The sequence below is a fragment of the Bacteroidota bacterium genome (assembly GCA_016722565.1).
GTDB lineage: Bacteria > Bacteroidota > Bacteroidia > 2-12-FULL-35-15 > 2-12-FULL-35-15 > 2-12-FULL-35-15.
This window is the reverse complement of record JADKIU010000002.1, coordinates 1,187,468-1,205,985: the sequence shown is the minus strand read 5'-3', so window position 1 is coordinate 1,205,985 and position 18,518 is coordinate 1,187,468. Positions and strand designations below refer to the sequence as shown.

General features: G+C 35.4%; 16 protein-coding genes. 9 read left to right on the top strand and 7 right to left on the bottom strand.

Annotated features, from left to right (window positions below):
* Positions 1 to 43 precede the first annotated feature (43 nt).
* Together IPP64_10830 and IPP64_10825 are read right to left on the bottom strand one after the other, a co-directional pair.
* Positions 44 to 2,344 (bottom strand): TonB-dependent receptor, encoded by a 2,301-nt coding sequence (locus IPP64_10830; protein MBL0329885.1) that lies wholly within the window; start codon positions 2,342 to 2,344, stop codon positions 44 to 46.
* A 214-nt stretch (positions 2,345 to 2,558) separates the two neighbouring features.
* On the bottom strand, positions 2,559 to 3,089 hold the full coding sequence (locus IPP64_10825; protein MBL0329884.1) for a hypothetical protein: 531 nt from the start codon (positions 3,087 to 3,089) through the stop codon (positions 2,559 to 2,561).
* A 113-nt stretch (positions 3,090 to 3,202) separates the two neighbouring features.
* Between IPP64_10825 and IPP64_10820 the strand changes: the two genes are divergently transcribed.
* Both IPP64_10820 and IPP64_10815 read left to right on the top strand, forming a co-directional pair.
* The gene (locus tag IPP64_10820; GenBank protein MBL0329883.1) at positions 3,203 to 3,901 is read left to right on the top strand and encodes a rhomboid family intramembrane serine protease; all 699 of its coding nucleotides are present in this window, start codon (positions 3,203 to 3,205) and stop codon (positions 3,899 to 3,901) included.
* A 95-nt stretch (positions 3,902 to 3,996) separates the two neighbouring features.
* The gene (locus IPP64_10815; GenBank protein MBL0329882.1) at positions 3,997 to 5,916 is read left to right on the top strand and encodes an ABC-F family ATP-binding cassette domain-containing protein; all 1,920 of its coding nucleotides are present in this window, start codon (positions 3,997 to 3,999) and stop codon (positions 5,914 to 5,916) included.
* A 167-nt stretch (positions 5,917 to 6,083) separates the two neighbouring features.
* Here IPP64_10815 and IPP64_10810 read toward each other — a convergent pair whose 3' ends face one another.
* Entirely contained in the window at positions 6,084 to 6,842 is a 759-nt protein-coding gene (locus IPP64_10810; protein MBL0329881.1) for an SAM-dependent chlorinase/fluorinase, read from the bottom strand.
* A gap of 115 nt (positions 6,843 to 6,957) precedes the next feature.
* On the opposite strand from IPP64_10810, the gene IPP64_10805 reads away from it, so the two are divergent.
* From IPP64_10805 to IPP64_10775, 7 genes are all read left to right on the top strand, one after another.
* Complete coding sequence (locus tag IPP64_10805; GenBank protein ID MBL0329880.1) at positions 6,958 to 7,905, top strand: PhoH family protein; 948 nt, start codon at positions 6,958 to 6,960, stop codon at positions 7,903 to 7,905.
* Positions 7,906 to 7,964: 59 nt separating this feature from the next.
* Positions 7,965 to 8,906 carry a phosphoribosylaminoimidazolesuccinocarboxamide synthase gene (locus IPP64_10800; GenBank protein ID MBL0329879.1) on the top strand — a complete coding sequence of 314 codons (942 nt, stop codon included), beginning with the start codon at positions 7,965 to 7,967 and terminating at the stop codon, positions 8,904 to 8,906.
* Positions 8,907 to 9,057: 151 nt separating this feature from the next.
* On the top strand, positions 9,058 to 9,561 hold the full coding sequence (locus tag IPP64_10795; protein ID MBL0329878.1) for a hypothetical protein: 504 nt from the start codon (positions 9,058 to 9,060) through the stop codon (positions 9,559 to 9,561).
* Between the two features lie 54 nt (positions 9,562 to 9,615).
* Complete coding sequence (locus IPP64_10790; protein MBL0329877.1) at positions 9,616 to 11,613, top strand: tetratricopeptide repeat protein; 1,998 nt, start codon at positions 9,616 to 9,618, stop codon at positions 11,611 to 11,613.
* An 88-nt stretch (positions 11,614 to 11,701) separates the two neighbouring features.
* Positions 11,702 to 14,152, top strand: coding sequence for a carbohydrate binding family 9 domain-containing protein (locus IPP64_10785; GenBank protein MBL0329876.1), 2,451 nt, complete (start codon positions 11,702 to 11,704; stop codon positions 14,150 to 14,152).
* A gap of 31 nt (positions 14,153 to 14,183) precedes the next feature.
* The gene (locus tag IPP64_10780; GenBank protein ID MBL0329875.1) at positions 14,184 to 14,546 is read left to right on the top strand and encodes a Rieske 2Fe-2S domain-containing protein; all 363 of its coding nucleotides are present in this window, start codon (positions 14,184 to 14,186) and stop codon (positions 14,544 to 14,546) included.
* A gap of 164 nt (positions 14,547 to 14,710) precedes the next feature.
* Positions 14,711 to 15,571, top strand: a complete 861-nt coding sequence (locus tag IPP64_10775) for a hypothetical protein (GenBank protein ID MBL0329874.1) — start codon at positions 14,711 to 14,713, stop codon at positions 15,569 to 15,571.
* A 75-nt stretch (positions 15,572 to 15,646) separates the two neighbouring features.
* Here IPP64_10775 and IPP64_10770 read toward each other — a convergent pair whose 3' ends face one another.
* The 4 genes from IPP64_10770 to IPP64_10755 form a co-directional block, all read right to left on the bottom strand.
* On the bottom strand, positions 15,647 to 16,216 hold the full coding sequence (locus tag IPP64_10770) for a hypothetical protein (protein ID MBL0329873.1): 570 nt from the start codon (positions 16,214 to 16,216) through the stop codon (positions 15,647 to 15,649).
* 15 nt (positions 16,217 to 16,231) lie between these two features.
* Entirely contained in the window at positions 16,232 to 17,086 is an 855-nt protein-coding gene (locus IPP64_10765; GenBank protein ID MBL0329872.1) for an MBL fold metallo-hydrolase, read from the bottom strand.
* 20 nt (positions 17,087 to 17,106) lie between these two features.
* Positions 17,107 to 17,808, bottom strand: a complete 702-nt coding sequence (locus IPP64_10760) for a hypothetical protein (protein MBL0329871.1) — start codon at positions 17,806 to 17,808, stop codon at positions 17,107 to 17,109.
* Positions 17,809 to 17,871: 63 nt separating this feature from the next.
* Complete coding sequence (locus tag IPP64_10755) at positions 17,872 to 18,507, bottom strand: hypothetical protein (GenBank protein MBL0329870.1); 636 nt, start codon at positions 18,505 to 18,507, stop codon at positions 17,872 to 17,874.
* Positions 18,508 to 18,518 lie beyond the last annotated feature (11 nt).

Here is an 18,518-nt window from a genome sequence, read left to right as displayed (position 1 = left end):
GAGCCCGATTGGGCTCCTTTGGATTTGAAGTATGATGCATAACTTATATCTTGATTCGAATGGCACCTACAATGTTTCTGCCAGGAGAACTGAAGCCGGAAGCAAACATCCGATAATGAACATCAAATAAATTCTCTACGCCTAAGTTAATACTAACATTCTTTGTTACATGGTAAGCAGTTTTGATATTGAAGGTAACCCATCCTGGCATATATCCATTTATTGGGTCAGCCGAATACAATTCGTTGTCCTCCGTCCCTAAACTATATTCTTTTCCTGTTTTTGCAGCGCTATAGCGGGCATAAATCTCACTTTCGAATTTCTTAAAGTGATACAAAATGCTTGTTTGTCCGAACATTGGAGGAATATGATCCATCGGAACAATGGTATCGTGATTGGGGTCGTTGGCAATTGCCGGCAATTGCTTATGATACTGTCCCATTGTATAGGTTAATGATGTTTTAAACGATACATTATCTGTAAAATCAGCAGTGATTGCAGCAAAAAGCCCTTGAATGTAAGCCTCGTCTACATTTTGAGGTGCTACTACTTGGCTCAAAACTCCGTTAAACATCACTGAATCCTTTCCGTTGTATTGGTATTCTTTGAGGACAATCGCATTTTTTAGCAACGTATAATGATAGTTTGCTTCCAGTTTGATCTTGTTATCCATAATTGTTGTAGATAAACCGCCTTCAATGTTGTAAGCATATTCAGGTTTAAGTGTTTCATTTGGCACAACTACTCTGCTGCCAACCGATTCGAATACTTTGCTGATGTCTTCGACATTAGGGGTTCTGAATCCTGTTGAGGCCAATATGCTGAAACGAACATTTTTTTCAGGCATCATGATGAGTGCTATATTTCCATTTAAAGCATTGTTGGTTTGGTTTACAGAAGTAAAAGGGAATTGAAAGTTGGATACAGCGGATGATGTATCAAAATTACACGTAATGGAATTGTATGAATATCGAATTCCTTCAGATAATATAAATTTTTCATTGATCTCCCAACTATGTGTTAAATATAAACCAACATTCGCGGTTTTACTTCCACCATTTGGATATCTGGTGTCAACCGGACCGATGGCCTCCGCACCAGTGTATATGTTTGCTTTTGAAGCAGTAGATGTCACTTTGTTGGCAACAACTTCTGCACCATAACTCAACTCATGTTTTTCTTTTACTTGTTTTCTTAAATCTGCATTCAAGGAATAAACATTTACTTTTTCAAAGTTCCTCGTCTTGAAGTTGCTACCACTACCACTCGTATAATCCGTGCTGAATCTTCGACTAAATCGCTCTTGTGAAATGTCTTGATAGGCAGCAGTAATTCGCATGTTGTCAAAAAGTTTAGAGTCCGACTTTAAGGTTACGTAAAGAGAGGTTAATAATCTTTCTTGTGGGCCATAGCCATTCTCTGCAAATTTTAAATTTCCCCCACTATATTCTGATAGCCGATCATACCTATTAATTTCAGAAGAAGTAGAGTATTGAACATTTAAGCCAATTCTCAAATTGTCATTCGCTTTAAAAAGTAATTTTTCCATAAAGTCGATTTGAGAATATCCACTTCGCTTTTGGATATTGGTATTAGAATTTCTGATCATGCTGTCAGCTGTTCCAGCAGCATTTACCCCAGCATAGTACTCACATCTTCCAAAGGATGGGTTCGGATTGCGAGCATAACCCGTTCGCATGTCGTCAAAGTCGCTATAGGTAATGCTCGTCAATGAAGCAAGGCGCTTATAACCGATGTTGAAATCAAGGTGTCCTGTTTTTTCTTGATTGGCACTTGAATAACGAACAGATGAATTTAATTTGAAATTCATTTTATTAATTCCAAAAAGTGGATTTTTAGTGTAAAAATGCATCACACCGCCTAGTGCATCACTTCCATACATAACAGAAGAAGGCCCATAAATAATTTCGGTTCGATCCAACATTGCATTGTCTATCGTAATAACATCTTGTAAATGTCCTCCACGGTAAATGGCATTGTTCATTCTTACACCGTCAATTACAATTAGAACTCTGTTGGCCTCAAATCCTCTGATGATTGGACTGCCTCCGCCACCTTGACTTTTCTGCACCATTATATTTCCAGTATTGGAGAGCATGTCGGCCGAATTTTGCGGGTTGGATAATTCAATATCTTTTGACTTAATCACTTCTATATTATAGGCAACATCTGATTTTTTTTCTTCTGATTTGTTGGCAGAAAAAATAACTTCATTTAAGTTGATTAGTTTATTTAAAATGGTGTCATTCACTGGCTTTTCTTGCGCATAGCCAATTGAATATATGGTTATTCCCATAAGGGTAAAAAATAGTATCTTTTTCATAGTTGTTTTATAATGTGGTTGAATGTGAAAAAAAATCTGCGCTCAGCAGATCTGCAGAACGCAGATTGCTCTATATAGTTCCATACACAAAGATTAGCTACAAACTTTGTTTGGGATCCATACAGCATGAATCAAAAAGCAATAAAGAATTATTTCACAATTCGTAAATGATGTGAAAACAACTAAACAACAATTTTTTTCTGATTCAAGAGGATTAACAGAATCGTGGTGGTGGAGATTTTATTTCAGGAGATAATGACGAGTAAGTACTCGATACGGAAGGGAAAGACAATAAATGAAATGTAATTGTGTGCGCGTAAGAATAGTTGGTCGAAAAATAAATTTTTACAACATGATCAATCAATTTTTTTGAAGGAGTATTGCTTTTTTGAGGATTCGTGGATATAAGTTGATTGATGTGGTCATCTAAAGCTGCAAAGAGCTCATGTTCCTGCTTATCGTCAATGCAATAAAGAAGAATGCCTGTTAACGTTTCTTCCTTTTTTACAATATCGAATAGTTGGTTCTTGTAGTAAAATTCTTTGTTCTCTTTTACCCAAGAAATATTTTGGAAATCATTTTTACTGAATTCAATAACCGTTAACTCGTTTTCTGGAACACCAAGTTTAATCTTAGTTTTTATTTCTTTTCTGATTTCGGCTTGAGTGGTTTTGAATACAATATAGTATCCAACATAGTTGAATAAAAAAATTGCTAAAAGAGAAAATACTGTGATCTTTTTCATTTGTGTACATGACAAATATAAATATTTGTACCTCAAAAACAAATCCTGTCTTTTTGGCGTTTTTTACTTTTGGTATAAACATTGACACTCGAAAATCCATTATATTTACAATTATGCGAAATACTACCTCAAAATTATTTTTCAGTGTATTATATCCTACACTTTTTGTAACCATTCTTTGGGGGGTAAAATTGTTTGAAATTCTTGAACAGGTCAACCTATCCTGGTATGGTTTATACCCCAGGAAGGTGAGTGGTTTAATTGGCATTTTTACTGCACCTTTGTTGCATGGAGATGTACCACATTTAATTTCGAATACATTTCCGCTGATGGTGCTTGGCCCAATCATCTTTTATTTTTACAGATCCATTGCTTTTAACGTGTTTTTTTGGGTGTATCTCATGACCGGTGTTTGGGTATGGGCGGCAGGTGGTGATGGTTACCATGTTGGCGCAAGTGGAATTATTTATGGTTTTATTACCTTTTTGTTTTTTAGCGGTATTTTCAGAAAAGACACCCGTTTAATGGCATTGTCCTTATTTGTTACGTTTCTCTATGGCGGTGCGATTTGGGGAGTATTGCCTTTTCAAAAAGGAATTTCATGGGAGTCTCACATGTTGGGCTCCTTGGCTGGATTAATTACGGCTTATAACTTTAGAAAAGAAGGCCCACCTCCCCGCAAATATGATTTTGGTGATGATGCAGAAAATGAATTGATTGATGTGAGTGGCGACAATCAGATATTAGCTGATGAAGAACAGTCGCCACCAGTGAATGTGAGTTATACCTATATTGAAAAAGAAAAAGAGTAATTTCTGATTCAGTCATCTCCTCGTTTATAAAGCTTTATTTTACTTACCTTTGCGCCTTCTAAAAATAAATTTAGAATTTAATTAGGTGTTCTATTGTGAATTATTTATCAGTTGAAGCAGTTTCAAAATCGTTTGGAACAAAAGTGTTATTTAATAAAATTAGTTTTGGTTTAAATCAAGGCGATCGCATTGCATTGATTGCAAAAAATGGTGCGGGGAAATCTACTTTGCTGAAAGTCCTTACAGGAAAGGAGATTGCCGATGAAGGAACAGTTACTTTCCGAAAAGATATCATCGTTACTTATTTGGATCAAAATCCGGCATTAAATGAAAATGATACGGTGATTGAAGCTATTTATAAATCGGATAACCCAATGTTGAATGCGGTAAGAGCTTATGAGGATGCGTTGCATGCGTTTGAAAAAGAATATAATGATGAAACATCTGCTCAATTAGAAACTTGTACCGCACAGATGGATAAGTTGGAAGCATGGGGATTTGAAGCGAAAGTGCAAGAGGTTTTGCAACGTTTGAAAATTGCTTTTTTAGATAAACAAATTGGAACATTATCCGGTGGACAAAAAAAACGGGTGGCTTTGGCTAAAGTTTTAATTGATGAACCTCATTTATTAATTCTGGATGAGCCCACCAATCACTTGGATGTGGAGATGATTGAATGGTTGGAAAATTATCTGGTTTCAAAAGACATGACATTGTTGCTGGTAACCCATGATCGTTATTTTTTGGATCGTATCTGTAACGAAATAATTGAAATCGAAGACGGTAAATTACATCATTATCGTGGCGATTTTCAATATTACGTTGAGAAAAAGGCGGAGCGCGAAGCAATGGAAAGTAGTGAAATTGATAAAGCGAAAAATTTATTCAGACGGGAATTGGAGTGGGTGAGAAAAATGCCAAAAGCGCGTGGTACAAAATCAAAATCGCGCTTGAATGCCTTTGAGGATACAAAAGATAAAGCATTTAGTGGGAAAGTAGAAACGAAGCTGGAGCTGGGTGTGAAGATGAGCAGGATTGGTGGAAAGATTCTGGAATTTAAAAATATTAAGAAAGCATTTGGAGCAACAAAAATTGTCAACGATTTTTCATACATCTTTAAAAAAGGAGAAAAGATTGGAGTTATCGGGAAAAATGGAGTAGGAAAATCTACTTTTTTAAATATGATTATGGGTCTTGAAAAAGCCGATTCAGGTGAAATTCAAACCGGAGAAACCATGATTTTTGGCTATTATTCTCAAGAGGGTTTGAAGCTAAAAGATGATAAACGTGTTATTGAAGTTGTAAAAGACATTGCCGAATTTATTCCTTTGGCAGATGGGTCTAAACTTTCTGCTTCCGGATTATTGACGAAATTTTTATTCCCTCCTGATGTGCAATACAGTATGGTTTCTAAATTAAGCGGAGGTGAACGCAGACGCTTGTATTTAATGACAATCCTGATAAAAAATCCAAATTTTTTAATTCTCGATGAGCCAACGAACGATTTGGATATTGTGACCTTAAGTGTTTTGGAAGATTTTTTAACCAACTTTCAAGGTTGTGTATTGATTGTTACCCATGATCGTTATTTTATGGATAAAATGGTGGATCACTTATTTGTTTTTGAAGGGGCAGGTGTTTTACGAGATTTTCCGGGAAATTACACAGAGTATAGAGATAAAAAAGAAGGGGAGGATAAAGCTGCAAATAAGTTAGAGCAATCTACTATTGCTGAAAAAAAAGTGGAAGAGGTGAAGGTGGAAGTGACTAAAGCGGCTGAACCTTCGACACCCAAAAAAAAATTGAGTTTTAAAGAAAAATTGGAGTACGATCAGTTGGAGAAAGAGATTGCTAATCTGGAAGAAGAAAAAGCAAAAATCACAGCTTTGCTAAATGCAGGAAGCGATAATCATGAGAACATTATCTTCAGGTTTAGCGCAGAACAAAATTTTTGTTTTTGCCCAAACATTCGCGAACACATCGGAGTTGCGATAATTATTCAAATCTGTTTCTGAATCCCAGTAACTATAGGTGAAAAATATATTCGGCTCGTTTATGTCATTTAATAATTCCAAATGAGAACATCCATTCATGTTGCGGATGAGTTGTTTTGACTCCTCAAAAATCATTTGAAATTCAGTTGTCTTTTCGGGTTGAAAAGTCATTTTTACGATACGGATAATCATTGAAATCGGATGGTTATAGAGTCGTTTAATTTTAAATTCAGCATGCTATTTGCTCTGTCGCTATTCATTGCAATTTCTAATTGGCTGGCAGAATTAAAAAGAGCTAAAATTTCCCCTTCAGGAACATCATTGTAGGTCTGACTGATTTTACTTATTTTGTATCTGGCAAATTCAATTTCGAATTCTCTGCCTTTTCCAACTTGGTTGAACAAATTTTGTGTGATATTGCACATTACATTTCCATAGGAATCAATGTATTCAACGGTTCCTCGAATCATGTCACCCATAGAGGCCGCTCGGAAAGGCATACGTTCCAATAGGTTTTCTTTTGGTTTACCCAATTCTTCCATTTGACTTCCATTGGCCATGGCACTTGCAACAACGGCAAACACATCTCTAGTAGGAAAGGTAGAGATGGTGGAAGGGAGTTCAATTATTTTTTCGATGGGGCTATCCAAGAATGAAAAGATACCATTGTCGGCACTCACAAAATAATGTCCATCAGAAAAAACAATCACATGAGAAGATTGGCTGTTTTGCTCTGCTTTGATGCCAATAATATGAATGCTGCCTTTTGGAAAGCTGGGATAGGCATTTTTAACGATGTATGCCGCATCCTGGATATTATACGTTGGTATTTGGTGTGAAATATCTACAATCGTAACGTTGGGAACCCTGCTGAGAATAGAGCCTTTTATTGAGCCAACATAATGGTCTTTCAATCCTAAATCAGTAGTAAGAGTGATGATTGCCATTTGTTAGTAAATTGTGGTTTTTTCGGTTTCTGTTTCCCCTGATGAATACACAAAAATATGTTATTTTCGTGCTTTCTGTTAAAAAAATAAATTTTTATTTAATTCGATTAATTGCGTGAGCGAAAAAAAAATTATACTTGAAGACATTGCACCTGTTAATTTATATGGTGTAAATGATTCAAAATTGGAGTTGATAAAAACGCGTTTCCCTAAATTGAAAATTGTTGCAAGAGGAGAAACCATAAAGGCAACAGGGGAAGAGGAGGAGTTGAATCAATTTGAGATGGTTATCAATATTTTGATAGCTTATTATAATCGTTTTGGAAATTTGACAGAGAATGCGATTGAACAAATATTGAATGGTCGAGCAAAACGTAACGGAAGTTCGGATAAATCAGAAATTGCCGATGATGTAATTGTTTTTGGGAATTCGGGTTTGATTGTGAAAGCACGCACCGAGAATCAGCGCAAAATGGTGGATGCAATTACAAAAAATGATATGCTTTTTGCCGTTGGCCCTGCAGGAACAGGTAAAACCTATACTGCAGTTGCGCTGGCTGTTCGCGCGTTAAAAAACAAAGAAGTAAAAAAAATTATATTAACACGCCCGGCTGTTGAAGCAGGAGAAAATTTAGGATTTTTACCAGGCGATTTGAAAGAGAAATTAGATCCTTATTTGCAGCCATTGTATGATGCATTAGGTGATATGATCGCTCCTGAAAAGCTAACGTATTATCTTGAAAATAGAGTGATTCAGATAGCTCCATTAGCGTTTATGCGTGGAAGAACTTTGGATAATGCGTTTGCAATATTAGATGAAGCACAAAATGCAACCGAAGGCCAATTGAAAATGTTTCTAACTCGGATGGGGGCTTCTGCTAAGTTTGTTATAACTGGTGACATCACACAAATTGATTTACCAAAACATCAACCCTCCGGCTTGCCGCAAGCCATTCGATTGTTGAAGAACATTGAAGGGGTATCTTTTGTTGAATTAGATGGAACAGATGTTATTCGTCACAAATTGGTAAAGAAAATTGTTGAGGTGTATGATGCGAAATAATAATAGTAGTCAAATAAAAGAACGAAATAATTCTAAAAATCTTTAAATCTAAAATTGGTATGGAAGCAATAACAGAAACGAAATTTAATTTTCCGAAACAAAAAAGTTTTTACAAAGGAAAAGTGCGTGATGTATACAACATCGATAATAAACAATTGGTGATGGTGGTGAGTGATCGCATTTCCGCATTTGATGTTGTTTTGCCAAAAGGGATTCCATACAAAGGGCAAGTGTTGAATCAAATTGCCGCAAAATTTTTAAAAGCAACAGAAGATATTTTGCCAAATTGGGTCATTTCAGTTCCTGATCCAATGGTTACTGTTGGTTTGTTTTGTGAGCCATTTAAAGTTGAAATGGTGATTCGTGGATATTTATCTGGTCATGCTTGGCGTGAATACAAAGCCGGAAAAAGAATTTTATGCGGTGTTCCGATGCCTGACGGGATGAAAGAAAACGATAAATTTCCGGAACCTATTATTACTCCAACTACAAAAGCTTCAGTTGGACATGATGAAGATATTTCGAAAGAAGAAATTTTGAAACAAGGCATTGTGTCGAAAGAAGATTATGAGCAGCTAGAGAAATATACCCGTGCCGTTTTTCAAAGAGGAACAGAAATTGCAGCTAAAATGGGATTGATATTGGTGGATACCAAATATGAATTCGGTAAAAAAGATGGCGTAATATACTTGATTGATGAAATTCATACACCGGATTCCTCCCGCTATTTTTATAAGGAAGGTTATGAAGAAAGACAAAAGAAAGTCGAAGCTCAAAAGCAATTATCGAAGGAGTTTGTAAGAGAGTGGTTGATGGAAAATGGATTTCAAGGAAAAGACGGACAGCAGGTTCCTGAAATGACGCCAGCTATAATCTCTTCCATTTCAGATAGATATATTGAATTGTATGAAAATATTGTTGGCGAAAAGTTTGTAAAAGCCGATGCATCCAATGTTGTAAATCGTGTTGAAACAAATATTAATACATTTTTGAACTCCTAATTTGAACTATTGAATCTTTCAATCCTCCTTTCATTCGCTTGATTGGAGGATTTTTTATTTTTAAATTAAACGTTTAAAAATTTTGATTTTACAATACGATTACTATATTTACCCTAACTAATCATATAAATCTTACTTAAAATCTAAAATTATGGGAAAAGGAATTGTAAAAGGGATTGGCTCTTCAACCACTCCTGTTAAAACTGTCATAACAGTAGAGTATGATAGTACAAAAGTAACAGATACGACTTCATATGAAGGTACGAATCCGGTTGGAAGCGTTGTTACTGGTCAGATTACAGATAGTCAAACAGGAGCAGACATTAATTTTGCACAACCTTTTGGAGCAGAAATAGGATTGGTTGATGGCGTTAAAGTATCTTATAATACCGTAACTGTGAACGGACAAACCATGGCAAATTGTGTAAAGCTTCTCGAGAGAGGCGTGATTCAAACCATCAATTCAACAAATGATGGTGGTACATTATTAGACAGAGCCACAAAACAAATTATATCCTTCAGTCAATTGTATTGTGCTGAATCAGGCTTTATTGCTGCAGTTCAAGGTAAAGGTGGCTCCTTGGTTTCATTTGAAAGAGTGATTGATCCTAAAACAGCTGCCTATATTGCAGTTTGCTTGGAGCTTAAAAAATAAGTTTTTTATTGATTAATCAACCGGACGGTTTTGATCGTCCGGTTATTTTTATTTATGACTTCGCTCCTCCGTAAATATTACTTAATCTTTTGTCTGCTTTTTCTATCGGACTTTCTTTGTTATGCTCAAACCGAAATAGATTCGTTGGAGCACGTTATTTCTATTTCCAAAGAAGATGATAATATTGTTCATATCTCTAAGTTAGTTCGAATTCTTTTGCAAAAAGGACAGTATGATAAAGCCTTAGACTATGGACAAAATGGTTTAAATATATCTATCAAAAAAAGAAAGTTGACCAACCAAGCAGATTTCTATAATGAAATAGGATTATGTTTTCAAAATAAATCAGACTGGGAGAAATCCTTGAAGAATTATCTAAAAGCAGCAGAAATCTACGATTCTCTAAAAAATAAATCGGGTGCTGCTGCCGTAAATGGGAATATCGGGTATGTGTATCGCGACATGCGAAATTATACGAAGGCGATGAAATATCTATCAGCATCTCTAGATGCGAGAAAAGAATTAGGGGATAAGGAACAAATTGCTGTAGCTGAAGTTGGTATGGGTTCTATTTATTATGATTTAAATGATTATGAGAAATCAATTCAATATTTTCAATCCGCATTACAGTATTATCAAATAGAAAACAATAAATCGCAAATCGCAACCTTGCAAAATAATATCGGAAGTATTTATAATGAATTGCAAAAGTTTCCGGAAGCGGTTGAAAATTATAAAAATGCACTGGCTATTTATTCTGAATTTAAAGATAGTTCCAGTATTGTTATGTGCTTAGCCAATATTGGTAATGCATATAATGTTTCAAAAGACTATAAACAAGGAATAGAGTATTTATTGAAAGCCCATGTAATTGCAGAACGTATTCATGCAAAGCAATTAATGGTTTACATTTATTCTTATTTAATTGAAGGGTATCAAGCAATTGGTGATTTTAAAAAGGTGGTTGAATATCAGAATGAATTAATTGCATTGAAAGATGAGGTCTATGATGCTGAAACCAACGAAAATATTGCTGAAATGCAAACAAAATTTGATACCGAGAAGAAAGAGAAAGAGAACGAAATTTTAAAGCAACAAAATGAGCTGCAAAATCTGAGTTTAAACCGACAAAAAATTATTAACTACTCAATTACTTTTGGGTTGCTTTTAGTTTTGGGATTGGCCTTTTTTATTTTCAAAGGGTACAAGCAAAAGCAAAAAGCAAATATTCAGTTGGAAGAAAAAAATCTTTTAATTCAACAAAAAAATAAAATAGTTGAGGAGAAAAATAAAGATATTACTGATAGTATTCGGTATGCCAAACGATTGCAAACGGCTATTCTGAAGCCAGAAAATACGTTGACCAATTATTTTGACGATGGTTTTATTTTATTTAAACCCAAAGATATTGTAAGTGGTGATTTTTATTGGTTCGAAAAATTTGGCAATCTGTCGATGATTGCAGCTGCTGATTGCACCGGACATGGTGTTCCTGGTGCATTTATGTCAATTATCGGTTGTAATCTTTTATCACAAGCAGTTAATGAATATGCGATTACCCAACCTGCAGCTATATTGAACTCAATCAATAAAGGGTTGACAAAAGTTTTACAACAAAAAGGTGATGCCGATTCTTTTGTTACCGATGGTATGGACATTGCACTGTGTTCTTTTAATTCTGATAAAATGGTGGTTGAATATGCAGGCGCTTTTAACCCTCTTTGGATTATCAGAAATGGTACAGCATTGGAATTTGTCCCGGATAAGTTTCCTGTTGGTGCCTTTGTTGATAGTGAACTACGAATGTTTAATTGTCATGAAATTCCTGTTCAAAAAGGGGATATGGTTTATGTTTTTTCAGATGGTTATGCGGATCAGTTTGGTGGACCAATCGGTAAAAAATTCAAATACAAACCGATGCAAAAAATATTGTTAGAGAACTATATGAAATCGGGAGAAGAACAGCGTTTGGCCTTAAATCAAGCTTTTGAAGAATGGATCGGGAACCTTGATCAAATTGATGATGTGCTTGTTATTGGTATAAGAATATAATCCCTTCTCCTTTCCACTCATCATTTTAAAATTGCCTTTAGTGTATTTACTTCCCTCATTTTTGTTTAACAATGTATTTTTGTTGAATATGAAAGTCTTGATATCCTATTTGTTACTCTTGTTGTTCGTGTTGTTTTCTACCTGCATATATGCCGTGGGAGAGAAACACATGACTGCCATTCGTGTGAGCCTTTCTCCCAAAATTGATGGCATATTGGATGATGATGCCTGGAAAATGGCAGAACCAGCAAGCGATTTTTTTCAACGTGCTCCAAAACCGGGCGAGCCTGCAAAGCAAAAGTCAGAAGTAAGAATCGTGTATGACGATGTTGCTATTTATATCGGTGCAATGCTATATGATGCGAATCCGGATAGTGTATTGCATGAATTAAGTGAAAGAGACAATGAAGCCAATGCCGATTTATTTGGCCTGATACTAGATACCTATAATGATGATATAAATGGGTATGGATTTTTTATTACTGCTGCCGGAGTTCAAATAGATGCAAGATATTCGGCAGAAGGGCAAGATTTTAACTGGAATGCGGTTTGGCAAAGTCATGTTCATGTAGCAAAAGATGGATGGATAGCCGAATTTAAAATACCTTATTCTGCAATTCGTTTTTCTGTTGATTCTATTCAGGATTGGGGCGTAAATTTTATTCGTAAAGTAAGAAGAACAAGAGAAGATGATTTTTGGAACAATGTGAATCCTTCCATTAACGGTTTGATTAATCAGTTTGGTTCAATCAAAGGAATTGAAAATATTCAATCGCCTTTGCGTTTATCTTTATCTCCTTATATTTCTGCATACGCAGAAAACTATCCTTATAATGTACTTGGGAAAAGCAATAATTCCTATTCGTTTAACGGTGGGATGGATATTAAGTATGGAATTACTGAAAGTTTCACTTTAGACATGACCTTGGTGCCTGATTTTGGTCAGGTACAAAGTGATAATCGAGTGTTGAATCTTTCCGCATTTGAGGTGCAATACAATGAAAATCGACAATTTTTTACAGAAGGAACTGAATTGTTCTCTAAAGGTGGATTGTTTTATTCAAGAAGAATAGGAGGCACTCCCATCGACTTTTATGCTCCTTATGCCGAATTAAAAGAAGGAGAATTTGTTAAAGATAATCCAACAAGTACTCAGCTGATTAATGCAACTAAGGTGTCAGGTCGTACTTTCAGTAATTTAGGGATAGGAATATTTAATGCGACCTCTGCGGACACTTATGCTGTAATTGCTGATTCAATTGGTAACAATCGGAAAGTAATGACTCAACCATTAACAAATTATAACGTGTTGGTTTTTGATCAGGCTTTAAAGAATAATTCTTATATCAGCTTGATTAATACAAATGTAACACGGAACGGAAGTTACTATGATGCGAATGTGACGGGAACAGCATTTAAGTTTATGGAAAAAACAAATACCTATGGAATTGATGGAACGGCCGCGTTGAGCCAATTATATTTTTCTGACTCCTCTAAGCCGGTTTTGGGATATACGTATGATGTTTATGCAGGCAAAGTGAGTGGCAAGTTTAGATACAATGTAAATGCAAGAGTGAAAAGTGATAAATATGATCCCAATGATATGGGAATTCTGTTTATCAATAATACGATTGAAACATTCCTGAATTTAAGCTACAATCGTTTTGAGCCGAAAGGCCGGTTGAATTCGTATAATATTTCAGGAGGAGTAGGGTATTCACGTTTGTTCAAACCGAGTTTCCTTTGGAACTTTAATATCTATGGAGATGCCTACTTTTTATTCCGTTCGTTTTTATCTGTTGGTGGTGGCGTAAATTTGGAGCCAATAATCACGTATGATCATTGGGAGCCGAGGGTTCCGGGATATTATTATACCTATCCCAAAGATTATTTAGGTTATTCTTGGTTTTCTACGGATTATAGAAAACGATTTGCGCTCGATGGACGTGTGCGTTACCGCTATTTTGAAGAAAATAACAGATATAATTTCGCTTTTGGATTGGCACCGCGATTCCGAGTGAATAATAAATTGTCGTTCAATTATGATTTTGACAGAGATTACATTAATGATGATATTGGTTTTGTAAACTACAATGACTATTCAGGGGTAATTACTTTAGGAAGACGCAATGTGACTACGATTACCAATATGCTAAATGCCAGCTATATTTTTACAAATCGAATGTCATTATCCTTAAGAACCCGACATTATTGGTCGAAGGCAGAGTATCAGCAATATTATGTTTTGGGAAGCAAAGGCTTGTTGTTTGATCAACCTCAATATGCCGGAAATTCGGATGTAAATTTTAATGCCTTCAACATTGATTTGGTTTACAGATGGCAGTTTTTGCCAGGAAGTGAAATGAGTTTTGTATGGAAAAATGCAATTTATACACAAGGTGCCGATATCATACATCATTATTCAGATGATATCAATCTTACATTTAATTCCCCTAAATCAAATAGCTTTTCAATTAAAGTACTCTATTATTTAGATTCGTCTGTGTTTAAAAAGAAAAATAAAAGAGTAATTTCGTAAGCCATATCTTCATAGGGTTGGCCGGATTCACATGTTATTCAAAAAACAAATCAATTGGATTAAGTTATTCGATTCTGTAACTGCAGCAAGCACTCGAATTGCTTTAGGGAAGGTAACCACAATGCAGGTTGGAAAAAAAAAGATTTGCATCGCCCATACGGCAGAAGGTTTTTTTGCGGTGAATGATAAATGTCCGCACAATGGAGCTTCTTTAGGAAACGGTTTTTGCACCGACCAAGGAACCGTTGTTTGTCCGATGCATCGATATCATTTTGATTTAAAAACAGGGAGAGCTAAAAGTGGCCTTGGCGATTTTGTACAACCCTATCCTATTGAAGTGCGCGAGAATGGCGTTTTTATTGGCTTTGAAGAAACTATTTGGAATCTATTTTGATATGGTTAACACCCCTCGATTCGATATGTGACAAGTGAGTTGCAAGGTTGAGTAGAACAAAGAAAATTCATTTTAATGTTACCTCAAAAATATTTTTCTTTACTCCTGTATCTTCATTTCGTTTCTCCGTTATAAGAATAAAGTTCTTAAAAAAGGAGGTCCAAATGAAATCGTTTCACCCGATTAGTTTTTTGTTGATTACATTTAGTTTAACAGATATTCCGGTGTTTGCAAATGCTGTTTTGTCGGTTGAAGAAGCTGCCAAAAAAGGCTTTGTGAAGTTGTTTATAAAAAGCAAGGGCGGTTATACCGGAGAAGTTATTGAAATGAAAATTCAAAATTTGACTTCTCAAAAATTGGACTTAAGAGTAGAAGCAGGTAGGCGACTAGACTCGAAAGAGCAAAAGGAACAGGATATTCTTGTTACAAAAGAGCAAGAATTTTTTGTTAACGCAAATCAAACAAAATCCATAAATATTTTCGGAATGTGTTGCCAGGCACATAATAATGCACCTACCGTTAAACACGACTATCTTATTGGAAAGTTAGCGGATAGCAGTTTAATTAAGTTGGCAATGTTTATTGATAAAAATAAATATTATTCGAATTATTCAGCTCAGCAAGCGGTTTGGGTGGTTTCGGATGATAATTCAATAGGAAGTATTGATGATGGAGATAAAGAAGTGAAAAACAATTTGAGAACCTTTGTTTCAAAACTTACAGGCAAAACAATTCCTCCTTATGATGTAAAGTATCAAAGCGGGAATGATGGAAGCGCAATGGGAAGAGCAGTAAGTATTGAAGGCGTTTTTGATTATTCGTTGCCAATAGCATGTCATTCAACAATGGCTATTTATAATGAGCGCGGAGAGGTTGTTCAACTCATTTTTGAAAATTTACAAAGTGATAGAGGGCAATACAAGCATTATTATACCTTTAGGATAAAAGACCTTCCCCAAGGAACCTATTATGCACGTGTAAATGCAGATGGGATGTTGCAGAAAGAAATGAAAATTGTATTCTGATAGAATTGTTTTGTTTAGAAAGCGGAAGAAGCAATGTCGGATTATTGACGTTGCTTCTTTTGTATAAAGCATCATTTAACTTATTGGAGGCCAAATGCTACTTAATGAAGGGTCTTCTGGCATATAAACAATCCAAAGTTGATCACCAATTTCTTTCATCGTACTCGCTCTGTCAAATATATTTCCTACATCTCCAACATGCTTTTGACCGCCAGCTTCAAAAACAAATTCGATAATATAGGGTGATTTGTTGTTTATTTTGACTGAAAAATCCTGTCGAATATCTGTAATTTCTCCAATAGCTATTGCTCCTTGTTCTAAAGGCAGAAGCTCTTTTTTAGCATCTTTTATTCCTTTTTTCCAAAGGAAGATTCCGATGATTGGAAATATAATGGACCAAAAGAATGGAATTGTAAAAACAATACCAAGAATGGTCATTACATTGTTGGTATACTTTACCCGTTTAATAAATTTTTTAGGTAAAACGCGTGGAGCAAGTGGTGGTTTTGGTCCGAGTTGATTGGTATCTCTTTGGTATTCTAAGCTTCCACCGCAATTGTCGCAATTCGACAAAATCGTGTTGGTAAACTGTGATTTACACCACGGACATTTAATTATATAATTGTTTGTTCTACCTGTTCGCATTTTTAAGGATAAATCTTATTTCCCAAAGTATTCATCAAACGAAAACGTTTCTTTTAAACGTACACCTTTTTCGGTGTTTTGCACTGTACAGCATTGATTCACAGAATCGTGTTCCAAAAACAAAATAAATTCTTCTTCTGCTGCATGCTTTAAAAATTGCTCTTTTTCTGTGAGTGTAAGTAATGGACGTGTGTCATATCCCATCACATAGGGCAATGGAATATGCCCGGTTGATGGCAATAAGTCCGCCATAAATGCAACTGTTTTTCCTTTGTACTTAATTTGTGGAATCATCATCGCATCGGTATGTCCGCGCATGTATGTCAGAGAAATGTTTTCTCCCAGTTGTTTGCTGTTTTCTCCATCAATAAACTTCAATTGTCCGCTTTCCTGAATCGGAAGAATGTTTTCCTTTAGAAAACTCGCTTTTTCTCTTGGATTTGGCTTTGTAGCCCATTCCCAGTGTTCTGCATTGCTCCAATAAGTTGCATTTTTAAATGCAGTTTCAAAGCCGGTTTTATCTTGGTTGTTTTTGATGCTGCCACCGCAATGGTCAAAATGCAAATGCGTTAAAAACATATCGGTTACATCGTCTGAGCTGAATCCTGCTAATTTTAGAGAGTTGTCGAGCGTGTCAGTTCCATTTAAAAAATAATGACTGTAAAATTTTGCATCTTGTTTGTTACCAATTCCATTGTCGATTAATATCAAGCGATTTCCATCTTCAATTAATAAACATCGCATTGCCCAATTGCAGAGATTGTTTTCGTCAGCGGGATTTGTTTTGTTCCAAAGTGTTTTGGGTACAACGCCAAACATGGCACCGCCATCTAATTTAAAATTTCCTGTATTTATTACGTGTAACTTCATATTTGTAAACTTCCTTTTTATTATTGAATTGCTTCTGTTGCTTTCACCACATGAGTTTGTAAGCCACAGCCGTTATATTTTTTATCATTTAATTGAACTTGTACTGAAAAGTCGTATTGTTTATCAATCGCTCCGTTGCATTTTTCTTTTTTAATGATAACTGTTATGTTGTTTTCACCATCAGTAGACTTGTATGTGGTTACACCATTTTTAATTTCGGGTAGGGTATAAACAAAGTGCGTTGTTTTTTGTTCCATGGGGTCGTAAAAGTCAATCAAATCTTCTCCTTTCGAAATTTGAACAATCCAAAATGGTTCAAAGCCGGTACACCAATAGTCCGATTGAATACATGTGTTTTTGTAATTTTTTTGCTCTGCTTTTATTCCATCAGTAAAAAGAATTGCATTCGGATCATCCGGGTCAAGAGATGCATTCATCTCCATGTAAATTGCTTCATCTGTATAGGCATTCGGCAAAATGAGGTTGTAGATTGAATCAATTACACTGGTGTTTTTTAGAACATATAATTGTCCGCTTTCACAATCCAAAAAATTGGATTGGTGCGAACGATACAAACCTTGAAAGTGTTTTACCTCTGCTTTTGTCTCTCTACCCATTTTAATGCTGTCGAGACCAACTGTGCTTTTGTTTTCTGATGTTGTACTTACATTACAAGCGGAAAGAAAAAGAATCCAGGTGAATGCGATGAGTGTTTTTTTCATGTTTTAAAAATAAAGTCCCGCCCGATTTTTCGGAGCGGGACTCGTTTGAATAAAGATAAAATTCTAATATTTGCTTTTCCAGTTTTTATACTCGGATGCATCAATTTGTTTTAAAATTGCTTTGATTGCTCCAGCCCAGTAGTTTCGCATTCCAATTCCCATCGCTTTTCCGCTTACTTTCTCGCAAATTAAAATTTTCTTCGATGCAATATCGAAAAACGTAACATATATATCGGCCATCTGAGTTCCTTTATTGAAATTTTCAATGATGAAGGATAATCCAATACCATCTTTTTTTACTTCAGCTTTGTATTTTTTTACCATTCCATCAATTTCTGTTCTTTCAATTTTTCCTTCGTTGTAAACCATACAAGCATCCACATCAATTTTGGAATTCAACTCATTCATTGATTTTAAATCATAAACGATATTGTCTTTTCTGAATGATTTTTTGAAATCAAAATGTTGTGGCTCATTTAAGATAAGCGCATTCCATCCCGGAATCCATTTTGTTTTCATATCAGAACCGGTTGCAACTCCAGCTCCTCCAACTTGGTCAAAGCCACCAACAAATTTTGCTTTGGTAAAATCTAATCCAAACCAAACAATTTCAGTTGCAGATAATGCTGATTTTGCATCTTGTGCTTTTGCGAACGTTCCACTTGCTACAACAAGCAGAGATAGAATTATTTTTTTCATTTTTTTTAGTA